This is a genomic window from Donghicola eburneus (assembly GCF_900115865.1).
Lineage (GTDB): Bacteria > Pseudomonadota > Alphaproteobacteria > Rhodobacterales > Rhodobacteraceae > Donghicola > Donghicola eburneus.
The window spans coordinates 167,650-188,050 of record NZ_FOXY01000007.1; the positions used below are offsets into that span (position 1 = coordinate 167,650).

Annotated in this window: 20 protein-coding genes and 1 tRNA gene; 11 read left to right on the forward strand and 10 right to left on the reverse strand. The window is 60.1% G+C overall.

Going from position 1 to position 20,401, the window contains the following annotated elements; genetic code table 11:
• The first annotated feature begins 3 nt into the window (after positions 1 to 3).
• Complete coding sequence (locus tag BM225_RS13765) at positions 4 to 1,116, forward strand: SPOR domain-containing protein (protein WP_072705146.1); 1,113 nt, start codon at positions 4 to 6, stop codon at positions 1,114 to 1,116.
• Between the two features lie 2 nt (positions 1,117 to 1,118).
• Here the strand turns inward: BM225_RS13765 and BM225_RS13770 are convergent, their stop codons facing one another.
• The 9 genes from BM225_RS13770 to BM225_RS13810 all read right to left on the reverse strand — a co-directional run bounded on the left by BM225_RS13770 (position 1,119) and on the right by BM225_RS13810 (position 9,735).
• Entirely contained in the window at positions 1,119 to 2,144 is a 1,026-nt protein-coding gene (locus tag BM225_RS13770; protein ID WP_072705149.1) for a hypothetical protein, read from the reverse strand.
• 205 nt (positions 2,145 to 2,349) lie between these two features.
• Positions 2,350 to 4,548: a 3-hydroxyacyl-CoA dehydrogenase NAD-binding domain-containing protein gene (locus tag BM225_RS13775; RefSeq protein ID WP_072705152.1), complete on the reverse strand. Its 2,199-nt coding sequence runs from the start codon at positions 4,546 to 4,548 to the stop codon at positions 2,350 to 2,352.
• A 32-nt stretch (positions 4,549 to 4,580) separates the two neighbouring features.
• Positions 4,581 to 5,792 (reverse strand): acetyl-CoA C-acetyltransferase, encoded by a 1,212-nt coding sequence (locus BM225_RS13780; protein ID WP_072705155.1) that lies wholly within the window; start codon positions 5,790 to 5,792, stop codon positions 4,581 to 4,583.
• 31 nt (positions 5,793 to 5,823) lie between these two features.
• Positions 5,824 to 6,462 (reverse strand): glutathione S-transferase family protein, encoded by a 639-nt coding sequence (locus BM225_RS13785; protein WP_072705158.1) that lies wholly within the window; start codon positions 6,460 to 6,462, stop codon positions 5,824 to 5,826.
• 105 nt (positions 6,463 to 6,567) lie between these two features.
• Positions 6,568 to 6,753: a hypothetical protein gene (locus tag BM225_RS13790; protein WP_072705161.1), complete on the reverse strand. Its 186-nt coding sequence runs from the start codon at positions 6,751 to 6,753 to the stop codon at positions 6,568 to 6,570.
• Positions 6,750 to 6,962, reverse strand: a complete 213-nt coding sequence (locus tag BM225_RS13795; protein WP_072705163.1) for a hypothetical protein — start codon at positions 6,960 to 6,962, stop codon at positions 6,750 to 6,752. The genes BM225_RS13790 and BM225_RS13795 overlap by 4 nt, the downstream gene beginning before the upstream one ends.
• 52 nt (positions 6,963 to 7,014) lie before the next feature.
• On the reverse strand, positions 7,015 to 8,793 hold the full coding sequence (locus BM225_RS13800; RefSeq protein ID WP_072705166.1) for an acyl-CoA dehydrogenase C-terminal domain-containing protein: 1,779 nt from the start codon (positions 8,791 to 8,793) through the stop codon (positions 7,015 to 7,017).
• A 27-nt stretch (positions 8,794 to 8,820) separates the two neighbouring features.
• A complete protein-coding gene (locus tag BM225_RS13805) occupies positions 8,821 to 9,222 on the reverse strand; it encodes a MerR family transcriptional regulator (RefSeq protein ID WP_072705169.1) in 402 nt (133 codons plus the stop codon).
• A 135-nt stretch (positions 9,223 to 9,357) separates the two neighbouring features.
• Positions 9,358 to 9,735 carry a MerR family transcriptional regulator gene (locus tag BM225_RS13810; protein WP_072705171.1) on the reverse strand — a complete coding sequence of 126 codons (378 nt, stop codon included), beginning with the start codon at positions 9,733 to 9,735 and terminating at the stop codon, positions 9,358 to 9,360.
• A 117-nt stretch (positions 9,736 to 9,852) separates the two neighbouring features.
• Between BM225_RS13810 and BM225_RS13815 the strand changes: the two genes are divergently transcribed.
• The 3 genes from BM225_RS13815 to BM225_RS13825 are packed head-to-tail and all read left to right on the forward strand — an operon-like array spanning position 9,853 to position 12,081.
• Entirely contained in the window at positions 9,853 to 10,278 is a 426-nt protein-coding gene (locus BM225_RS13815) for a PaaI family thioesterase (protein WP_072705174.1), read from the forward strand.
• Entirely contained in the window at positions 10,275 to 10,766 is a 492-nt protein-coding gene (locus BM225_RS13820) for a PaaI family thioesterase (RefSeq protein ID WP_072705177.1), read from the forward strand. Before BM225_RS13815 ends, BM225_RS13820 begins: the two co-directional genes overlap by 4 nt.
• Entirely contained in the window at positions 10,759 to 12,081 is a 1,323-nt protein-coding gene (locus tag BM225_RS13825) for an MATE family efflux transporter (RefSeq protein WP_072705180.1), read from the forward strand. The genes BM225_RS13820 and BM225_RS13825 overlap by 8 nt, the downstream gene beginning before the upstream one ends.
• Before the next feature lie 97 nt (positions 12,082 to 12,178).
• Here BM225_RS13825 and BM225_RS13830 read toward each other — a convergent pair whose 3' ends face one another.
• A complete protein-coding gene (locus tag BM225_RS13830; RefSeq protein WP_072705183.1) occupies positions 12,179 to 13,732 on the reverse strand; it encodes a bifunctional metallophosphatase/5'-nucleotidase in 1,554 nt (517 codons plus the stop codon).
• A gap of 114 nt (positions 13,733 to 13,846) precedes the next feature.
• Between BM225_RS13830 and BM225_RS13835 the strand changes: the two genes are divergently transcribed.
• From BM225_RS13835 to BM225_RS13865, 7 genes are all read left to right on the forward strand, one after another.
• On the forward strand, positions 13,847 to 14,185 hold the full coding sequence (locus BM225_RS13835) for a DUF952 domain-containing protein (protein WP_072705186.1): 339 nt from the start codon (positions 13,847 to 13,849) through the stop codon (positions 14,183 to 14,185).
• On the forward strand, positions 14,182 to 15,240 hold the full coding sequence (locus BM225_RS13840; protein WP_072705189.1) for a quinone-dependent dihydroorotate dehydrogenase: 1,059 nt from the start codon (positions 14,182 to 14,184) through the stop codon (positions 15,238 to 15,240). Before BM225_RS13835 ends, BM225_RS13840 begins: the two co-directional genes overlap by 4 nt.
• 81 nt (positions 15,241 to 15,321) lie before the next feature.
• Positions 15,322 to 15,981 carry an SOS response-associated peptidase gene (locus tag BM225_RS13845; protein ID WP_072705394.1) on the forward strand — a complete coding sequence of 220 codons (660 nt, stop codon included), beginning with the start codon at positions 15,322 to 15,324 and terminating at the stop codon, positions 15,979 to 15,981.
• Between the two features lie 37 nt (positions 15,982 to 16,018).
• Positions 16,019 to 16,092, forward strand: a tRNA-Gly gene (locus BM225_RS13850).
• A 109-nt stretch (positions 16,093 to 16,201) separates the two neighbouring features.
• Entirely contained in the window at positions 16,202 to 16,489 is a 288-nt protein-coding gene (locus BM225_RS13855; RefSeq protein WP_245780498.1) for a DUF2218 domain-containing protein, read from the forward strand.
• A 99-nt stretch (positions 16,490 to 16,588) separates the two neighbouring features.
• A complete protein-coding gene (locus BM225_RS13860; RefSeq protein WP_072705195.1) occupies positions 16,589 to 18,391 on the forward strand; it encodes an ABC transporter transmembrane domain-containing protein in 1,803 nt (600 codons plus the stop codon).
• Between the two features lie 118 nt (positions 18,392 to 18,509).
• Positions 18,510 to 20,387, forward strand: coding sequence for an acyl-CoA synthetase (locus BM225_RS13865; RefSeq protein ID WP_072705198.1), 1,878 nt, complete (start codon positions 18,510 to 18,512; stop codon positions 20,385 to 20,387).
• Positions 20,388 to 20,401 lie beyond the last annotated feature (14 nt).

The window sequence follows — 20,401 nt, forward strand, 5'->3', positions numbered from 1 at the left end:
AGAATGAATAAGCTCTTTGCGGCTGCCACCGCATGTTTGCTGTCCTCGGGTGCTGCTCTGGCGCAGACACCCGTCAACTTTCCACCCTCTGATTTCGAGGGACGCCAGTTCGTGGACAACAAAGGCTGTGCCTATATCCGCGTGGGCGTCGGCCCGACCGTGGACTGGGTGCCCCGTATGACCCGCAGCCGTGATCAGGTTTGCGGGCTTCAGCCAACTTTCCGCACACCGACCCAGACGGTCGAGGCACCTGCAGCCCCCACACCCACCCCGACGCAAGCCAAGCCCGCGCCGCAGCCTGCACGCACAGCAGCCGTGGCCGAGCCCGCGCCGACACCTGCGCCCAAGGTGGCGCGCGCCAAGCCGAGCCCCGCGCCTGCGCCCACGGTCTTCTCGGGCCCCAAGACAACAGCACCTGCCACAACGACTCGCACGTCGCGTGATGCGCCGATGGCAACAGTTGCCAGCACGGTAGTGGCACGCCCCACAGTTGCTGCGCCAGCGACGGTTCTTGCGCCCACATCCGTCACTTCGGGGCAGGCGGTTAGAACCGCTGCTGCCCCTGCGCCTCGGCCCACGGCTGCGACCAGCGTATGTCCCGAGCGGCAAGGCGTGAGCGCGCAATATACCAACGCCGATGGTGTGCGCTGCGGCCCGCAACCCGCAGCTCCGGTCAAAGTTCTAAGCGTTGGTGGCGCCAACCAGCCGCTGCCCACTCCGCCAAAGGGCTACGTCCGCGTGTGGCAGGATGACCGCTTGAACCCGTATCGCGGCCCACGCACGGCCCAAGGCAACGCGCAGAGTAATCAGGTTTGGGATACGAAGACGCCGCGTAACCTGCGCTCTGATCGCACAGCCCAGGCTGTTCAGGTCGCAACGCCTGCGCCTACTGTCCGCCAAGGGGCAGGCCGCTACGTACAAGTGGCGACATTCTCGGTTGCGGCCAACGCTCAACGCACCGCTGGTCGGTTCCAAGCCGCAGGATTTCCCGTTCGAGTGTTGAACATGCGGAATGGTCAGCAGGTGGTGATGGTTGGCGCTGTCCCCGGCGGCACGCTACAACAGACACTCGCCTCCGCACGCAAAGCAGGTTTTTCGGACGCTTATATCCGCTGAGCTTATCGCTGGCAGATGCCCTGAATGCTAATCCAGTCCCCGTCGCTTAGCAGTTGCGGGGACATTTCATTTGCATAGGGGTCACGCGCGATCAGCGTGTCTGTCGTCGGGTCCTCTGATCCCAGAACACGTGCATAGGGTGTCGTCGCGACGCCCTTGTCCTTGAAGGCTGCGATCAGGCGGTCGGCGTCAATCGGATCTGGCGCGGCACTCAGGATATACTCGGCATAGGCATCCAGCGCGCTGGTCGGCAGGCTGCCTGTGGTCAGCAGTTGCGTGACAGCCAGCAGATTGCTGTGCTCCAGAACTGCGGCCAGAGGGTCCTTGCGTCCTGCTCGCAGCTTTTCTGCCAGAGCAAAGCCTGCCATGACGTTCGGATCTTCGTAATCCTCGACCAGCGTTTTGTGCAGCAGGATCGCGCCGCCCGGTAGGTGAAAGGCGCGGCGGGGTCCGCCTGGAATGATCATCAACCTGCGCCGCGGTGTAGAGTCCAACAGCTTGGTCCCTAATCGGTTCAGTGCAGGCGCCCCAAGGCTGTCGCGGCATTCCGGACCGGTGATGCGCACGACGCGGTTAACCAGAGCGGTGCCAATCTCGGCCCGCTTCACGCGGGGCACGACGTTGGTCGCATGGGCGCGCAAAGCGTCCGGCAGCCAGAGCGTCGAGAGTGCGATCAGTCCCGCAGCAAGCGCGGTAAGGAAGCCCCACCGCAGACGTCCCTGTTTCGGGCGGGACCGATCGATTGCGCTGCGCAACTTTTCGATCGCCTCGATCATCATGTTTTCATCGGCGGCAATTTCGAGCGTTTCGCTGGGATCGCCATCGGGATGGTAGACCGCGGGCAAGACGCCGGGGTTGGCGCGTTCTACCGCAGGAATGGACCAATGAGTCAAAGGACGGCTTTGCATGTCCATGACCACAATAGTTGCGTCTCCCAACGACACCACGACATTGTGCCGCTGGGATTTTGGGTTTTCACGCCATATCCCAACGGCTTCTAGCCGCTGATATTCCTTGAGTGCCGTCATGAGTGCCCGATTTCTTGGTTTTCCAAGCGATAGCACGGGTTACAAAGCGCCGTCTATGCCGGTCAACCTGCCTTTTGATCCGCCCTCTTTGTCTTTGGATCGCGCATCAGGTGCAAGAGGGAGGGCAGGCTTCTTTTTGCTCTGAAGACTCAAAACGCCGCCCCATCGGGGCGGCGCTTCTATTTCACAGCCGTTTTATTCAGGATCAGGCGGCGTACGCGTCGCCTTCGCCGTACTTTTTGTAGAAGCTGCTGTTCTTGTCCGCCATCTGCCGCAGCAGCGCGGGGCAAGAGAACCGCTCGCCGAACTTCTCGGTCAGCTGATCGCAGACTTCTGCTGCAAAGGGCGCGCCGATGATGTCCAGCCAGCTGAACGGACCGCCCGACCAAGGCGCGAAGCCCCAGCCAAGAATCGCGCCCACGTCACCTTCGCGGATGTCTTCCAGCACGCCTTCTTCGAAGGCGCGGACGGCTTCCAGAACCTGCGCCATCAAGAGACGGTGCTGGACCTCGTGCAGATCAGGCTGTTCGTCCGCCAGCGGGTATTTCGCCGCCAAGCCTTCCCACAGACCGGTGCGCTTACCCTTTTCGTCATAGGCATAGAAGCCCGCTGCGGCCTTGCGACCCAAGCGCCCTTCGTCCGCCAGCCAGAACAGCACTTCGTCCACATCGTCGTTGGTGTAGTCTGCGCCCATCGCGGCCTTGGTCGCCTTGGCGATCTTGACCCCCAGATCGATCGAGGTTTCGTCGGTCAGCTGCAGCGGGCCCAAGGGCATCCCGACCAGCTTGGCGGCGTTCTCGATCAGGGCAGGGCTGACACCCTCGTGCACCATGCGGATGCCTTCGTTGATGTAGGGGATGATGCAGCGGTTCGCGTAGAAAAAGCGCGCGTCATTTACCACGATCGGCGTTTTGCGGATCTGGCGTACGTAGTCCAGCGCCTTCGCTACAGCCACATCACCGGTCTTTTGACCCTTGATAATCTCGACCAGCATCATCTTCTCAACGGGGCTAAAGAAGTGGATGCCGATGTATTTTTCGGGGCGCTTGGACGCCTTGGCCAGCTCCGAAATCGGCAGGGTCGAGGTGTTGGTGGCAAAGATGCAGTCTTCACCGATCACGGCCTCGACCTGAGCAGTGACTTCGGCCTTGATGGCGGGGTCTTCGAACACGGCCTCGATGATCAGATCACAACCTGCCAGCGCCTGATAGTCAGTGGTGGCGGTGATACGGGACAGCACCTGCTCTTTCTTCTCGGGCGTGGCTTTGCGCTTGGCGATGCCTTTGTCCATGTAGCTGGCGGTGTAGTCACGGCCCTTGTCTGCGGCGGCCTGATCACGGTCCAAGAGAACCACCTCGATCCCCGCCTGAGCGGACACCAGCGCGATGCCAGCACCCATCATGCCAGCCCCCAGCACGCCAACTTTCTTGACGGTCTGATCGGCCACTTCGGGACGGTTTGCGCCCTTTTCCAGCTTTTCCTTGTTGATGAACAGCGACCGGATCATCGCGCCGGAACTGGGGTTCATCAGAACATGGGTGAACCAACGGGCCTCAATCTTGAGCGCGGTGTCAAAGGGGACCATTGCGCCTTCGTAGACTGCCGAGAGCAGCGCCTTGGCCGCCGGATAGACGCCCTTGGTGTTGCCGTTGACCATCGCCGAAGCGCCGACAAAGGTCATGAAACCCGCAGGGTGATAGGGCGCGCCACCGGGCATCTTGTAGCCCTTGTCGTCCCAAGGTTTCACGATGTCCTTGTCGGTCGCCGACAGAACCCAAGCGCGGGCGTCGGCCATGGGATCGGCGCTGACCTCATCAATCACACCCAGCATCTTGGCCTTCTTGGGGGCGTTCAGCTTGCCTTCCAGCAGCAGCGGCGCCGCTGCCATCGCGCCCATCTTGCGAACCAGGCGAGTGGTGCCGCCTGCGCCAGGGAAGATGCCGACCATGATTTCGGGTAGGCCGATCTTGGCCTTGTCGTTGTCGGCGGCAAAGATGCGGTGGCACGACAGGGGCAGCTCTAGGCCGATCCCCAGCGCGGTGCCGGGCAGAACGGCCGCCACAGGCTTGCCGCCCTTGTTGGTCTTGGGGTCCATGCCCGCACGTTCGATTTTGCGCAGCAGACCATGCATGTTCATGATGCCGTCGAATAGGCCCTGAGCGGGATTATCGCCCGCGCTATCCTTCATCTTGGCGATGATGTTTAGGTCCATGCCGCCAGCGAACGTGTCCTTGCCACTGGTGATGATGATGCCTTTCACAGCCTCATCGGCCAGCGCGTCGTCCACCAGGTCGTTCAGCGCTGCCAGACCTTCCAGCGACAGCACGTTCATCGACTTTTCTTTGACGTCCCAAGTGATCGTTGCGATCCCTTCGGCGTCTTTAACCATAGTGAAATCGGTCATTTCGAATTCCTCCTCGCAGGTCTGACGCCCGCTTAAACCCGTTCGATGATGGTGGCTGCGCCCATGCCGCTGGCAACGCAGAGGGTGGCAAGGCCGGTGCTTTTGCCCGTCCGCTCCAGCTCGTCCAGCAAGGTGCCAATGATGATCGCGCCGGACGCCCCCAAGGGGTGACCCATCGCAATCGCGCCGCCGTTCACGTTCAGCTTGTCATGGTCCACGTTGAAGCGCTGCATGAAGCGCAGAACCACGGCGCTGAAGGCCTCGTTCACCTCGAACAGGTCGATGTCGCTGATCGACATGCCGCTCGCGGCCAGGATCTTTTCGGTGACGGGCACGGGGCCGGTCAGCATGATGGTCGGGTCGGTGCCGATCTTGGCCGTTGCGCGGATCACGGCACGGGGCTTCAGCCCGTGACGTTCGCCGAACGCTTTGGACCCGACCAGAACGCCCGCCGCCCCATCCACGATGCCAGAGCTGTTGCCCGCGTGGTGGATGTGGTTGATCCGCTCAAGATGGGGATACTTCATCATGGCGATCTTGTCGAAACCGGGCATGACTTCGCCCTGATCCTTGAAACTGGCCTTCAATGCGCCAAGAGCCTGCATGTCAGTGCCAGGGCGCATGTATTCGTCGCGGTCCAGAATGGTCAGGCCGTTCACATCACGCACGGGCACGATGGATTTGTCGAACCGTCCGGCGGCCCAAGCCTCGGCGGCGCGGCGCTGGGATTCCACGGCAAAGGCATCGGCGTCATCGCGGCTGAACCCGTATTCGCTGGCGATGATGTCAGCGGCAATACCCTGCGGAACAAAGTAGTGATCCATGGCAACGGTCGGATCGACCGCCACGGCCGCGCCATCGCTGCCCATGGCCACGCGGCTCATCATTTCAACGCCGCCCGCGATATAGGCATCGCCCGAACCGCCCTTGATCTGGTTGGCCGCCAGATTGACCGCCTCCATGCCGGACGCGCAGAAGCGGTTGATCGACAGACCCGGCACGTTCTCGGCCAGATCAGAGGCCATCACCGTGGTCCGCGCCAAGCAGCCGCCCTGTTCCATGACTTGGGTCGCGTTGCCCCAGATCACGTCCTCAAACTCGTCCCCTGCCAGATCCGAACGCTCTTTGAGCGCGTTCAGGATCGTTGCGCCCATACGGACGGCGGTAACCTCGTGCAGGCTGCCATCCTTGCGGCCCTTGCCGCGTGGGGTGCGCACTGCGTCATAGATAAAGGCGTCAGCCATCTGCCTCTCCTCCTAGTCAGATATTCGTGTGTCAGGCCCGGTCCGACGGATTGCCGGGCATGAGGTCATAAGGGTGTTTCCAGCCGGGCAGGGCGCTGATGCGGTCCAGCCAAACGTTGATGTGGGGCCATTCAGCACGGTCAAAACCGAACTCTTCGGGGTAGAACAGATAGCCGCAGCAGGTCAGGTCAGCGTTGGTCACGCCGTTCCCCACGATCCAGTCGCGGCCCTCCAGGTGTTTGTCGAGAATGGCATAAGCGCCTTTAAGCCGTCCCTGCAGGAACGCGATAACCTCGGGCTGTCGCTTGTCCTCGGGGATGAAGTTCAACAGGAACCGTGCAATCCCGGCAAAGGACGAGAGCTTGTGATTGTCCCAGAACTGCCAGCGCAGAACCTCGCGTGCCTCTTCGGGTGTGGCCCCCTCGAACTTGCCTGTCTTGTCACTGATGTACTGCTGGATCACAGCGGATTGGGTCAATTTTAGATCGCCATCCACCAATACTGGCGCTTCGCCCATCTCGTTCACTTCGGTGCGGTAGGCTTGTCCGCGCGTCTCTCCATTAAAGAAATCGATATAGACCGGCTCCCACTCCAGACCGGACAGCTCCAACGCCAAAGCGGCTTTATAGGAATGTCCACTCTCTCCGAAACAGTGCAGCTTGATCGTCATCTCTAAATTCCTTTTCCGGTTCTGGCCGATGGGGTCCAACAGTTGAGTATTTGCAGCAAAAAGAAGCCTAAAACCTCTCTGCGGATCATCAGCCTTTAACCGGAATCACCAAAGTTTGATCTCGCGGTACAGGCTGGGGAGCCGATGACCGCCCAAGGAAGAGCCCCGCTTTGGATGAACCGCAGTCGCGCCGTGCGACCCGATCCGGAGCGGGGTGATCCGCTTCTCTTTCTTGGTAAAAATACCCTCGCGCCAAAGGCGCTCTGACATCTCCACCAGAACCGACTTCACCGTTTCCGCGCCTCGAGTTCCGAATTGAACAAACGCAGGCGATGAGGAAACCGTTCTTCGTGCATCACGCTGTCGAAGTTTTCAAAGATGAACGACAGGGCTTCCCCCTCATCAAGCCCCGCCTCCTGTGCAAAGCGGCGAAGGCGGCGGTAACCATCTTCGGTCATAGCAACGGGAAATCGGCGGGTCAGGCGCAGGCGTTTGGGCATAGGTTCCTCGGTTTGATCAGATGGGGCCGAAGGTGCCGGCCCCTGTGGCTGATCAGAAGTTAGCGGCCTCCAGCGTCATCACCGTATCAGCGCCAGTCTCAATACGCGACAGGTGCAGTGCGGTGGCGGGCAGTTGGCGCGCCATGTAGAACCGGCCGGTCTCGATCTTGGTCTGATAGAATTCGGGGTCCGATGTGCCGTTTTCCAGCGCCGCATAGGACGCCTGCGCCATCTTCGACCACATCAGGCCCAGACACACATGCCCGAACAGGTGCATGAAGTCGTAGCTGCCAGAAAGCGCGTTATGCGGGTTCTTCATGCCGTTCTGCATGAAGTACATACCCGCCGCCTGCAGGTCCTTGCTCGCCTTTTTCAGCGGATCAAGAAAGTTGGCCTTCAGCGCCTCGTTGCCTTCGTTCTCTTTGATGTAGGTTTTTACCATGTCAAAGAACGCCATGATGGTTTTGCCGCCATTCATCGCCAGCTTGCGGCCCACAAGGTCCAGCGATTGGATGCCGTTGGTGCCCTCGTAGATCATGGTGATACGGGCATCGCGGACAAACTGCTCCAGTCCCCACTCCTTGGTAAAGCCCGACCCGCCAAGGGTCTGCTGCGCCAAAACGGTGGTCTCGAAACCTTTGTCGGTCAGAAAACCTTTGATGACCGGTGTCAGCAGCGAAATCATCGCATCCGCATCGGCGTCCGATTTGCGGTGCGCTTCGTCGATCATCTTGGCGCCCCAGAAGGTGAACGCCCGCGCTCCTTCGGTAAAGCTCTTTTGCATCAGAAGGTTGCGGCGCACGTCGGGGTGCACAATGATCGGATCGGCAGGGCCATCGGGGTTCTGCACGCCTTTGACTTCGCGGCCTTGCAGGCGCTCGCGGGCAAAGCCCAGAGCGTTCTGATAGGCGACAGCGCCTTGGGCATAGCCTTGCAGGCCTACACCCAGACGAGCTTCGTTCATCATGGTGAACATGGCGCGCATGCCTTTGTGCATTTCGCCGATCAGATAGCCGGTCGCGCCGTCATAGTTCATCACACATGTCGCGTTGCCGTGGATGCCCATCTTGTGCTCGAGGCCGCCGCAAGACACCGCGTTGCGATCCCCGAGAGAGCCATCCTCGTTCACCATGAACTTGGGCACGATGAACAGAGAAATCCCCTTGGTGCCTTCGCCGCCGCCGGGGGCTTTGGCCAGCACCAGATGGATGATATTGTCGGTCAGGTCGTGCTCACCTGCCGAGATCCAGATCTTGGAGCCGGTGATCTTGTAGCTGCCGTCGTCCTGCGGCTCGGCCTTGGTGCGGATCAGGCCCAGATCGGTGCCGCAGTGGGGTTCGGTCAGGTTCATTGTGCCGGACCATTTGCCCTCGATCATGTTGGGCAGGTACTTGGCCTTCTGCTCGGGTGAGCCGTGGGTCTGGATCGCCGAGATCGCGCCATGAGACAGGCCCTGATACATGTTGAAGGCCATGTTGGCCGACACGAACATCTCGCCCACGGCAGAGTTCACCAAGTAGGGCATGCCCTGACCGCCATATTCGGGGTCACAGTCCAGACCGATCCAACCGCCCTCGCACATCTGGTCATACGCGTCCTTGAACCCCTCGGGGGTGGTCACGACGCCATTTTCCAGTTTGCAGCCCTGTTCGTCGCCCACTTTGTTCAGCGGCGCCAGAACGTTTTCCGACAGCTTTGCAGCCTCGTCCAAGATGGCCTGCGTGGTGTCACGGTCCAGCTCGTCATAGCCGGGGATATCGGATTGGGCGACATTCAGAACATCGTGCAGGATGAACTGCATGTCCTTTACCGGAGCGGTATAGGTCGGCATTGGTCTCTCTCCCTTGGTCGCGGCGGATTACTCGGCCGCTTTATTCGTCTGCTTCAGCGAGGCGATGACTTTCTCCGCCCACTTCAGCTGGTCCTTCAGATCGTCGATGGCCTCGTTCAGTTCGTCGCGCTGCTGCTCCATGGCGTGCAGACGCTCCAGCCCGACCTCATGGGTGCGGGACAGCTGGGTCAGCTGCTGGTCGCCCATGTGGTACAGATCCAGAAGCTGGCGGATTTCTTCGAGGCTGAAACCGAACCGTTTGCCGCGCAGGATCAGCTTGAGCCGCGCACGGTCACGTTTGGTGAACAGGCGCTTTTGCCCGTCACGAATAGGAAAGATAAGCTCTTTGGCTTCATAAAAGCGAAGCGTCCGAGGCGTTACGTCATAGGCCTCGCACATTTCGCGGATGGTCATGATGCGATCGTCCATGACGGGTCTCCTGATAGTGTTCGCGCACCAGAATTCGGTTTCTGGTCGTACTATACTACAGGAGTTGACGTTTACGTAAACAGTACGTCACGTCACCTTTTTGTGTGACGGAGGGTCACTTTTGAACTGAACGGTTCATTTTTCTTTCAGAAGGCTTTCCTGCACTTCATCCCGCAGCTGTCGCAGCTCTGTCATGGCGGTTTCGATCTGAGTTTGTTGCTCGTGCAGCTCGCCAAGCTGGCGGTTTGCCATCTCGACCCACGCTTCCATTTGGGCGGTTGTGCCTTCTTTTTCGTAGATTAGCAGCCACTGGCGAATCTCTTCGAGTTGGAAGCCGAACCGGCGTCCGCGCAGAATCAGCGTCATGCGCGCCACGTCACGCGGCGAATAGAACCGCGATCGGCCTTCGCGCTCGGGGGCGAGCAGTTCGATATACTCGTAGTAGCGCAGGGTGCGCGGGGTAACGTCGAACTTGGCACACATTTCTTTGAAGCTGAGACGAGTCTCGGACATCTGGCTCCTCCTTGGTTGGGGCGGAGCGTAGGGCGAACGCTGGGGCAGGGCAACTGTCACCCTTTACGGACGCGGCGTGAATGCTCCATACCAAGAGCAACCAAGGAGTTTACCAATATGAGCGCGGACAAGGCGAAAATCGCAGCGCAGTTTATACAGGCGATTCCCCACTCTCGGGCGTTGGGTATGAATCTGGTCGAGATCGGAGATGGCGAGGCCGTGATCGAAATGCCCTATGACACCAAGCTTATCGGAGATCCCGACACGGGCGTGATCCATGGTGGTGCCGTCAGCGCGCTGATGGACACGTGCAGTGGAGCGGCGGTCATGAGTCATCCCGACGCGCCGACCTCGACCGCGACCATCGATTTGCGAATCGACTACATGCGGGCCGCGACCCCCGGTCAGACCATCCGCACCCGTGCCTATTGTTACCAAGTGACCCGCAGTGTTGCCTTTGTCCGCGCCGAGGCGGTGGATGAAGACACTGCGCGTCCCGTCGCCACGGCCACCGGTGCCTTTACTTTCGAGAGGTCGAAATGAGTCGTCCCCGTCCCGAACCCGTACAAGTGGTGAAACAACGTCGCGACGCCGCGCTCTCTGCTCTGGTCGAGCGCGTGCCTTACATCCAGTTCCTTGGGATCAGTTTTGATCGCCGCGGGGATGAACTGACCGCAACCATGAATTATGATGAAAAGCTGATCGGTAACCCGATGCTGCCCGCCCTGCATGGGGGCGCGACGGCGGCGTTTCTGGAAACGGCCGCGATTATCGAACTCAGCTGGCAAATGATCTGGCCCAGCATCGAGAGCGACAGCCATGAGCTACCCCCCTTGCGGATGCCCAAGACAATCGACTTCACCGTGGATTATCTGCGCTCTGGCCTGCCGCGCGATGCTTATGCCCGTGCACGGGTGAACCGCTCGGGCCGCCGCTACGCGAGCGTCCATGTCGAAGCATGGCAGGACAACCGCGAGAAGCTGTTTGCTCAGGCGACGGGGCATTTCATGATGCCCCAGAAGAATGACTGACACCCCCGCGCCGCGGGCCGTGACCCATCGCAGAGTGCTGAAAATCGCTCTGCCGATTGTGCTGTCCAATGCAACGGTACCGATTCTGGGCGCGGTGGACACAGGTGTTGTCGGGCAACTCGGTCAGGCTGCCCCGATCGGCGCTGTCGGCATTGGTGCGGTGATTTTGACGGCGGTCTATTGGATTTTTGGCTTCTTGCGCATGGGAACCACAGGGTTCGTGAGCCAAGCCGAAGGGGCAGGCGACCGCGCCGAAATCGCCGCGCTGCTGACGCGGGTGCTGATCATCGCCGGACTGGCTGGCTTTGCGCTGATCCTGCTCCAGCAGCCTATCTTCGCGGCGGGGTTTGCCCTGTCACCTGCTTCGACCGAGGTCGAGGCGCTGGCCCGCGACTACATGTCGATTCGCATCTGGTCAGCCCCAGCGCCGATTGCCTTGTACGGGATTACAGGCTGGCTCTTGGCCCAAGAACGTACGCGCGGCGTTCTGGTTATCCAGATCATCATGAACGGCACCAATATTCTGCTCGACCTGTGGTTCGTGTTGGGGCTGGGCTGGGGCGTCCAAGGCGTGGCGCTGGCGACACTCATATCGGAAGTCTTCGGCCTCTGCGTCGGTCTCTGGCTCTGCCGCGCGGCGTTCCGAGTCCCGGCATGGCGCGACTGGCCCCGCGTGCTGGATCGCGTGCGCCTTCGCCAGATGGCGCTGGTCAACTCTGACATCCTGATACGGTCCTCGCTGCTGCAAGCGATCTTCATGGGATTTCTGTTCGTCAGTGCGCGGTTCGGAGACGTGGCGCTGGCGGCCAACCAAGTTTTACTTCAGTTCCTGAACATCACGGCCTACGCGCTGGACGGTTTTGCCTTCACCGCTGAAACAATAGTCGGCCAAGCCCTCGGAGCGCGAAGCGCACCGATTCTTCGTCGCGGTGCGGTCCTGACGTCCGCTTGGGCTGTCGGCGCGTCAGTGTTGCTTGCCTGCGTCTTCGCTGTCGGAGGGGGCACCATCATCGACATCATGACCACGGCCCCCGAGGTTCGCATCGCCGCGCGAGAGTTCCTGCCGTGGATGGTGGCGGCCCCGCTCCTTGGGGTGGCGGCGTGGATGCTGGACGGTATCTTTATCGGAGCAACCCGCTCGCAGGATATGCGCAACATGATGATCGTCAGTTTTGTGATCTACGTGGTCTGCGTTGTCGCGCTTGTCCCACCTTACCAAAATCACGGTCTCTGGCTTGCGTTCAACATCGCGTTCGTCGCCAGAGGGGTCACCCTTGGCCTGCGCTATCCCGCTTTGGAACGCAGCGCAGCCTGACTTCTTTTTGCTCTAAATACTCAAACAGAAAGGCCACTTCCGCATCGGAAGTGGCCTGACCAAAATGAGTGCGGGGCGCGGCCCCGCACGCTTTATCTTATTTCGCGCTGATGCGACCGTCGGTGTAGGGCGTGTAGGGCGCATTGGCCGCGATGTATTCTGCGGTAACGTCCGCCAAATCGGGGCCAAAGTCGTAGGCATTCTCTGCGTCGCGGAACATCTTGTAGCCGTCACCGCCATTGCGAACGTAGTTGTTGGACACAACACCGTAGGTCGCAGCGGGATCAATCGGCTCACCGCCCACCATCACATCGCTCACACGGCTGCCGGGCTCTGCGCTTGCGTCAAAGACAAAGCTCATGCCCGCGATCTGGGGGAAGCGGCCGCCGCCTTCCTCGATCTCGCTCACACCATTTTCCAGTGCGTCGATCATGGTCTGGCCCGTGACTTGGAAAGTCGAAAGGGTGTTTTGGAAGGGCAGAACGGTCAGGACTTCGCCCATGGTGACTTCGCCCGCGTCAATGCTGGCACGGACGCCGCCGCCGTTCTGGATGGCGATCTGGATGCCTTGGTCTTTGACACGGTCGAGCATCGCATCCGCGATCAGAGTGCCCATCTGGCATTCCATCGCGCGGCAAGAACTACGGTCGCCGTCGATGGCTTCGGCCGTCTCGGCTACGACCTTGCTGCGAATTTCTTCCAGCGGCTTCGCGGCTTCGGCGATGCGCTCGACGGTGGGTGCGTCTTCGGTCACGGCTGCGTCCATGATGATCGGAGCGCCGCTCGCCGAGATGATGTTGCCTTCATCATCAAAGACAACGTTCAGCTCGCCTAGGAATTTGCCGTAGGCGTAGGCCGACAGGATCTGGGTGCCATTGACCACGGTGGGGTAGGGGCCTTCGGCGCCGTCCATGTCACCCAGAAGAGTGTTCGTGTGACCGCCCACGATCACGTCAACGCCGGTGGTTTCTGACGCGACGCGCTGGTCTACCGCATAGCCGGAGTGCGACAGCACGATGATCTTGTTCACGCCCTCGGCGGTCAGCTTATCGACTTCACCCTGAACCGCATCCACCGGATCGGTAAAGATCACCTTGTCCCCGGGCGAGGCCAACTCGTCGGTGTTCTGGGGCGTCAGGCCGATCAAGCCCAGCTTCTCGCCGTTGCGCTCGATCACGGTGGACTTCATCAGCTTGTCCGCCAGCGCAGGCTCCATCGAGACATCGGCGTTCGACATCAGCACGGGGAACTCGACCGCATCCATGAAGCCCGCCAGCACTTCGGGGCCATCATCGAATTCGTGGTTGCCGACGGTCATGCCGTCATAACCGAGCTTGTTCATCATCTCGGCGGCAAGTTTGCCTTTGTAATAGGTGTAGAACAGGGTGCCCTGAAACTGGTCGCCGCCATCAAAAAGGACGGTGTTTTCGTTGCGGGCGCGGGCCTCTTCGACGGCTGTCACCAAGCGGGCACTGCCGCCAAAGCATTCGCCAGCTGCGTTATCCTCGGCAGAGCAGCCGCTGTCATATTTGCTGATGGGTTCGAAACGGGCGTGAAAGTCGTTGGTGTGAAGGATGGTCAGCGCATAATCGGCCGAGGCCGCAGAGGCGGTAATGGCCAGAGCGGCGCAGGTGCTGAACAGACGGATCATCGGGAAACCTTTCTTTCGACTCAGTCTAATGGGACGATGCTAAGGGCATTACATCTGAACTGGCGACATCTTTGTGAACTTGACGTGGGGGCGTGCACGGGCCATCACCGCATTATGCTCATTTACAAGATATTTCGGGCCCACGAATGGGCGCTTTTGGAAACCCAAGGCAGCACGACCGGCGCTCCGGTCGATGTGTCTGACGGATACATCCACTTCTCGACTGCGGCGCAGGCGCGCGAAACGGCGGCAAAGCACTTTGCCGGAGAAGAGGGGCTCGTTCTGCTTGGCGTGACGACGGAAACCATGGACGGCGACCTGCGTTGGGAAAAATCACGCGGTGGAGCTCTGTTCCCGCACCTCTACCGTGACCTGCGTATGACCGATGTGGCGTGGTACAAGCCGCTGCCGCTAGGGCCGGACGGGCACTGCTTTCCCGAGGAAATGGTATGAAGATTCTCGAACAGATTGGGATGCGGGCGATCCGGTCCTTTGATCCTGAAACGGCGCATGGGTTGGCGCTTAAGGCGCTGACGTCGGGCCTGGCACCGCGCCCGAAAACAGTGACATCGCCGCGTCTCGCGACCGAACTGGCGGGCCTGTCTCTGCCGAATCCGCTGGGCTTGGCCGCGGGCTTTGACAAGAACGCGGTGGCCCTGCACCCGCTGGCCAAGGTCGGGTTTGGCTTTGTCGAAGTCGGGGCGATCACCCCGCGCGCGCAACCGGGCAACGCCCGTCCGCGCCTGTTCCGTCTGGAAGAGGATCAGGGCGTCATCAACCGCTTTGGCTTCAACAACGAAGGCATGGTTGTTGCGGCAGAGCGTTTGGCGCAGCGCCCGCGCGATGCAGTGATTGGCCTCAACCTTGGCGCGAACAAAGACAGTGACGACCGCGCCAGCGACTACGCCAAGGTTCTGACCAAGTGCGGGGACTATCTGGATTTCGCGACCGTGAATGTCAGTTCGCCCAATACAGAAAAGCTGCGCGATTTGCAGGGACGCGAGGCGCTGACCGCGCTGCTCGATGGCGTGACCGAGGCAAACAGCAAACTGGACCGTCCGATTCCGATCTTCCTGAAGATCGCGCCGGATCTGGATCACGATGGGTTGGCCGAGATCGCAGATGTTGCGATCCAGACCGGACTGTCCGCGATCATTGCGACGAACACGACCCTTTCGCGCGACGGTCTGAGCAGCAAGCACAAGGACGAGATGGGCGGACTGTCAGGACAGCCCTTGTTCGAGAAATCGACCCGCGTTCTAGCCGAACTGTCCAAACTGACCGAAGGGCGCATTCCTCTGGTTGGTGTCGGCGGCATCAGCAATGCAGAACAAGCCTATGCCAAAATCCGTGCAGGGGCTTCGGCGCTGCAGCTTTATTCGGCGCTGGTGTACGGCGGGCTATCGCTGGTTGAAGAGATCCTGCAGGGGCTGGACGAATGCCTGCTGCGTGATGGCTTTGCGACCGTTGAACAGGCGATAGGCTCGGGGCGCGGCGACTGGCTCTGACCGGTTGATCTGCCGCAGCATCTGCACCACCTTTCGAAGGGCGAGGCTTTGGGCCTCGCCTTTTTCATGTGGGGCTCGGGGATGTGCGGACGATTTGCTATAACGCTGCCGGATCAGGCGATGGCCAATGTTTTTGACGCAGCGCCCTCGAATGATCTGCCGGATACCCCCAATTATAATGTCTGCCCAACGAATACAGTGCACGTCGTGGTTTCTGCCGAGGCGCGGCGGATCGTGCCCATGCGCTGGGGATTCATCCCGCACTGGTACAAGGTGCACAATGACGGCCCGCTGCTGATCAATGCCCGATCCGAGACGATCGCCGAGAAGCCCGCATTCCGCGAGGCTTGTCGCGAACGGCGCTGCATTCTGCCCGCAACTGGGTTCTATGAATGGACAAAATCGGCCGAGGACGCGCGGCTCCCTTGGTATATTTCACGCGCGGATGAACAGCCCATCGCCTTTGCCGGGATCTGGCAGGAGTGGGGCACGGGGGAAGACCGAATGCGGACCTGTGCCATCGTCACCTGCGGCGCGAATGATCCGATGAAAGCGATTCACCACCGGATGCCTGTTATCCTGACGTCAGACAGCTTTGGCCTGTGGCTTGGCGAAGAAGGGAAGGGCGCCGCGCGGCTGATGCACGCCGCGCCTGACGATGCACTGGTCTGGCATCGCGTTGATCCCAAAGTGAATTCTAATCGAGCAGAAGGAGAGGATTTGATCGAGCCGATCGCTTGACCTTCCTGAAAAGTTGCAATATCTCTCTGCCCACTGCGCGGGTGTTGTGTAGTGGTAAGACCTTAGCCTTCCAAGCTAATGACGCGGGTTCGATTCCCGCCACCCGCTCCAAAATCTTCCCCACTTTTGAATTTTTTCGCACAGGTGCTCCTGTATGCGCGACAGTTGTGCTCGTGTGCTGCGTATTTTATTTCTGACTAAATTGCTTTGGAAAGGAATTATGATGCAGAGCCAAACTTTGATCGAGACCGGACAGGCGTCGAAATACTTGCAGCAACTGTGCAAACACTTTGCCCACAAGACCGAAGTCACATTCAGCGAAACCGAAGCGCACTGTGTTTTCGGCACCGCAACTGCTGACATGAGAGCCAAAGAGCAGGGCCTTGAGGTGATCATCACCGCCGAAGACCCCGAGGGCATTGATCGCGGGCAGATGGTGATTTGGAAGCATCTCGAACGCTTCGCATTCCGCGAAGATTTGTCCGAACCCGTTTGGCAGACGGCCTAAACGTTCCTGATACTGCGCGACAGAGCCAAGTGAAGGGAAACCTTTGCTTGACCGCGTAGCGCCACGCGGCCATGTATCCCCCGTTATTTCGGAGGACCCATGGCACGAGCTCCTGTTTTGAACGCGCAGCAAGCGGAACGCGAGAAATCCAAGCGTGTGGGCGCGTTACGCGCGCTCTTTCCCTTTCTGGCGCCATACAAAGGGCTCGCTGGTTTTGCCCTGATCGCACTGGTTCTGACGGCGTCGATTTCGCTGATGCTGCCTTTGGCTGTGCGCCGCGTGGTCGACAATTTCGGCGCGCAGGACGGGGGGATGCTGAACCTGTATTTCAGCGCTGCACTGGTGCTGGCTGGATTGTTGGCCGTGGGTACGGCACTGCGCTATGCGTTGGTGACGCGGCTAGGGGAGCGCGTGGTCGCGGATATCCGCAAAGCTGTCTTTGGCCGCATGGTCGGGATGAGCCCCGCCTTTTACGAAAACATCATGACTGGCGAAGTGCTGAGCCGGATTACCACGGACACGACGCTGATCTTATCGGTCATCGGGTCTTCGATAAGTGTGGCGTTGCGGAACGTGCTGATCCTGTTTGGCGGCCTTATCCTGATGCTTGCGACGTCGGCCAAGCTGACGGCGCTGGTACTGCTGATTGTACCGCTGGTCTTGGTGCCGATCCTGACTCTGGGCCGTAAGCTGCGCGTGCTGAGCCGTGAAAACCAAGACTGGATCGCGACCAGCTCTGGCGAGGCGTCCGAAGTGCTGCTCTCGGTTCAGACCGTTCAGGCATTTACCGCCGAAGCAGCAAGCCGCGATCACTTTGGCGAGGTAACTGAAAAGTCTTTTGACGCCGCACGTCGCCGGATCACCACGCGCTCTTTCATGACGGCTATTGTGATCTTTCTCGTGTTCGCGGGGGTTGTCGGGGTGCTGTGGATTGGTGCGTTGGACGTCCGCGCGGGTCAGATGTCCGCAGGGGCCTTGGTGCAGTTCGTGATTTACTCGGTCATGGTTGCGGGCTCCGTCGGCGCCCTATCCGAAATCTGGAGCGAACTGCAGCGTGCCGCAGGTGCGACCGAACGTTTGGTCGAATTGCTTCATGCTGACGATGCTGTAGTTGACCCCGACGCACCGGTCTCTTTGCCCGCCCCGGTCAAAGGCGAGATCACCTTTGATCATGTAAGCTTTACCTATCCCGCGCGCCCTGACGCACCCGCGCTGCGCGACCTGTCTTTGCGTGTCAAAGCAGGGGAAACTGTAGCGCTGGTGGGCCCTTCTGGCGCGGGCAAATCTACTGTGATCCAGTTGTTGGAACGCTTCTACGACCCGACCGCGGGTCAGGTCATGCTAGACGGCGTGGCCTTGGAGACGCTCAGCCGCGATGCGTTCCGCCGACACATGGCGCTGGTCCCGCAAGATCCGGTGATCTTTGCGGCATCGGCACGAGAGAACATCCGCTTTGGTCGCCCCGATGCAACGGATGCCGAGGTCGAAGCCGCCGCCAAAGCTGCCGCTGCCCATGACTTCATCAGCGCGTTACCCGATGGGTACGACACCTATGTTGGCGAACGAGGCGTCATGCTGTCCGGTGGTCAAAAGCAGCGCATCGCGATCGCTCGCGCTATCCTACGCGACGCGCCGGTCCTGCTTCTGGACGAAGCCACCAGCGCCTTGGATGCCGAATCCGAACGTCTGGTGCAGGCGGCGGTGGACGAGCTGTCCAAGGATCGCACCACCATTGTCGTCGCGCACCGTTTGGCAACTGTTAAAAAAGCTGACCGGATCGTCGTGCTGGAAGACGGGCAGATTGTTGCGCAGGGCACCCACGAAGAACTGGTCGCCGCTGATGGTCTCTATGCAAAACTAGCGCGTTTGCAGTTCACCGATGGCTTTTCAGGAGAAAAGTAACGCTACGGCGCAACAAGTTTATCTTTCGTTGCGTAAGTCTTGCGCCGCGCCGCTGCTCCGCTCACATTGATAGGTGGGAGACAAGAAATCTGCGACCAAGCAGGTTCAGGGAGGAAGCATGCCATACGCGTCGTATGCAGATCGCGCTGCGATCGAAACAGAAATGCCTTGGGCGGACAGGGATGTGCCCAAGACTATGTACAAACTGCTGGAACGCACCAAAGAGCAGTTTGGCAAACGTCCGGCGGTCAGTTTCCAGCTGACCTCTAGCCCCAAAGACGCGGGCGAAACCCTGACTTGGGCGCAGCTGTTCGAAAAAGTCACCCAGACCGCGAACCTGCTGCGCAGCCTGCGCGTGGGTCCGAATGATACGGTCGCATTTCTGCTGCCCAACTGTTCCGAGACGGTTATGGCGCTGCTCGGTGGGATGGTCGCAGGGATCGCGAACCCCATCAACCCGCTGCTGGAGCCAGAGCAAATCTCGGCCATTCTGCGCGAGACGAATGCCAAGGTGCTGGTGACGCTACGGGCTTTTCCCAAGACAGACATCGCGCACAAGGCGGCCGAAGCCGTGCGCTTTGCGCCGAACGTGCATACGGTGCTCGAGGTTGATCTGCTGCGCTACCTTAGCCCGCCGAAGTCTTGGATTGTGCCTTTGATCCGTCCCAAGGCGCCGGATTATGCCCACGCGGACGTGCTGAATTTCAACAAGGCGATCGCCAAGCAGAGTACGAACCTGGATTTCGAGGACACCGACGAGGACCGCGTCGCTGCGTACTTCCATACGGGCGGGACCACGGGTATGCCCAAGGTCGCGCAGCACAAATATTCGGGCATGATCTACAACGGCTGGCTCGGGGCCAAGCTGCTGTTCTCGTCCGATGACAACGTGATCTGCCCGCTTCCGCTGTTCCACGTCTTTGCTGTGCACCCGATTATGATGTCCATGATGTCGAGCGGGGCGCACGTGATCTTTCCCACGCCTGCGGGATATCGAGGCGAGGGCGTTTTCGACAATTTCTGGAAGCTGGTCGAGCGGTGGCAGGTCACCTTTATGATCACCGTGCCGACGGCTGTGTCCGCGCTGATGCAGCGCCCCGTGGATGCGGATATCTCTTCGCTGAAAACAGCATTCTCGGGATCTGCGCCCATGCCGCTTGAGCTGTTCAAACGGTTCGAAAGCGCGTGCGGCGTGTCGATCTGCGAGGGGTATGGCCTGACCGAGGCGACCTGCCTCGTGTCGATCAACCCGCCTGCGGGGGAAAAACGCGTGGGCTCTGTCGGCATTCCGTTTCCCTACACTGACGTCAAAATTCTGCGCCACGGTCCCGATGGCCCGATTGAGTGCGGTATCGAAGAGGTTGGCGAAATCTGCGTTGCGAACCCCGGTGTCTACGCGGGCTCGACTTATACCGAGGCGGACAAGAACGCCGATCTGTTTCATTACGACTGCTATCTGCGCACAGGCGATCTGGGGCGTTTGGATGCGGATGGCTACCTGTGGATCACCGGTCGTGCCAAGGATCTGATCATTCGTGGGGGCCACAACATTGACCCCGCCGAAATCGAAGAGGCGCTGTTGACCCACCCCGCCGTTGCCTTTGCAGGCGCGATTGGTCAGCCGGACGCGCATTCTGGCGAGATGCCCTGCGCCTACGTGGAGTTGGTGGATAATGCAGAGGTCACGTGCGAGGAACTGCTCGCCCACGCCAAAAAGCATATCCACGAGCGTGCTGCATGCCCAAAGCATCTGGAAATTCTGCCGGAACTGCCCAAGACGGCGGTGGGTAAGGTCTTTAAACCGGACCTGCGCAAAAGCGCGATCAAGAGAATTTATAATGCCGCGCTGACCGGAACAGGTGCCGAGGTGATCGAAGTTATAGACGATAAACGTCGCGGGCTGACGGCACGCCTGCAGCGCTCAGACTCGACAGATACCAAGGCGGTCGAGGCGGCACTGTCGGCGCACACGCGGCCTTGGGAATGGGCTGACTAGATAACGAGGGGCAC

What these genes read in the sequence shown, in the direction of transcription:
- BM225_RS13765 (WP_072705146.1), top strand. Translation starts at nt 4, where the DNA reads ATGAATAAGCTCTTTGCGGCTGCCACCGCATGTTTGCTGTCCTCGGGT.
- BM225_RS13770 (WP_072705149.1), bottom strand. Translation starts at nt 2,144, where the DNA reads ATGACGGCACTCAAGGAATATCAGCGGCTAGAAGCCGTTGGGATATGG.
- BM225_RS13775 (WP_072705152.1), bottom strand. Translation starts at nt 4,548, where the DNA reads ATGACCGATTTCACTATGGTTAAAGACGCCGAAGGGATCGCAACGATC.
- BM225_RS13780 (WP_072705155.1), bottom strand. Translation starts at nt 5,792, where the DNA reads ATGGCTGACGCCTTTATCTATGACGCAGTGCGCACCCCACGCGGCAAG.
- BM225_RS13785 (WP_072705158.1), bottom strand. Translation starts at nt 6,462, where the DNA reads ATGACGATCAAGCTGCACTGTTTCGGAGAGAGTGGACATTCCTATAAA.
- BM225_RS13795 (WP_072705163.1), bottom strand. Translation starts at nt 6,962, where the DNA reads ATGCCCAAACGCCTGCGCCTGACCCGCCGATTTCCCGTTGCTATGACC.
- BM225_RS13800 (WP_072705166.1), bottom strand. Translation starts at nt 8,793, where the DNA reads ATGCCGACCTATACCGCTCCGGTAAAGGACATGCAGTTCATCCTGCAC.
- BM225_RS13805 (WP_072705169.1), bottom strand. Translation starts at nt 9,222, where the DNA reads ATGGACGATCGCATCATGACCATCCGCGAAATGTGCGAGGCCTATGAC.
- BM225_RS13810 (WP_072705171.1), bottom strand. Translation starts at nt 9,735, where the DNA reads ATGTCCGAGACTCGTCTCAGCTTCAAAGAAATGTGTGCCAAGTTCGAC.
- BM225_RS13815 (WP_072705174.1), top strand. Translation starts at nt 9,853, where the DNA reads ATGAGCGCGGACAAGGCGAAAATCGCAGCGCAGTTTATACAGGCGATT.
- BM225_RS13820 (WP_072705177.1), top strand. Translation starts at nt 10,275, where the DNA reads ATGAGTCGTCCCCGTCCCGAACCCGTACAAGTGGTGAAACAACGTCGC.
- BM225_RS13825 (WP_072705180.1), top strand. Translation starts at nt 10,759, where the DNA reads ATGACTGACACCCCCGCGCCGCGGGCCGTGACCCATCGCAGAGTGCTG.
- BM225_RS13830 (WP_072705183.1), bottom strand. Translation starts at nt 13,732, where the DNA reads ATGATCCGTCTGTTCAGCACCTGCGCCGCTCTGGCCATTACCGCCTCT.
- BM225_RS13835 (WP_072705186.1), top strand. Translation starts at nt 13,847, where the DNA reads ATGCTCATTTACAAGATATTTCGGGCCCACGAATGGGCGCTTTTGGAA.
- BM225_RS13840 (WP_072705189.1), top strand. Translation starts at nt 14,182, where the DNA reads ATGAAGATTCTCGAACAGATTGGGATGCGGGCGATCCGGTCCTTTGAT.
- BM225_RS13845 (WP_072705394.1), top strand. Translation starts at nt 15,322, where the DNA reads ATGTGCGGACGATTTGCTATAACGCTGCCGGATCAGGCGATGGCCAAT.
- BM225_RS13855 (WP_245780498.1), top strand. Translation starts at nt 16,202, where the DNA reads ATGATGCAGAGCCAAACTTTGATCGAGACCGGACAGGCGTCGAAATAC.
- BM225_RS13860 (WP_072705195.1), top strand. Translation starts at nt 16,589, where the DNA reads ATGGCACGAGCTCCTGTTTTGAACGCGCAGCAAGCGGAACGCGAGAAA.
- BM225_RS13865 (WP_072705198.1), top strand. Translation starts at nt 18,510, where the DNA reads ATGCCATACGCGTCGTATGCAGATCGCGCTGCGATCGAAACAGAAATG.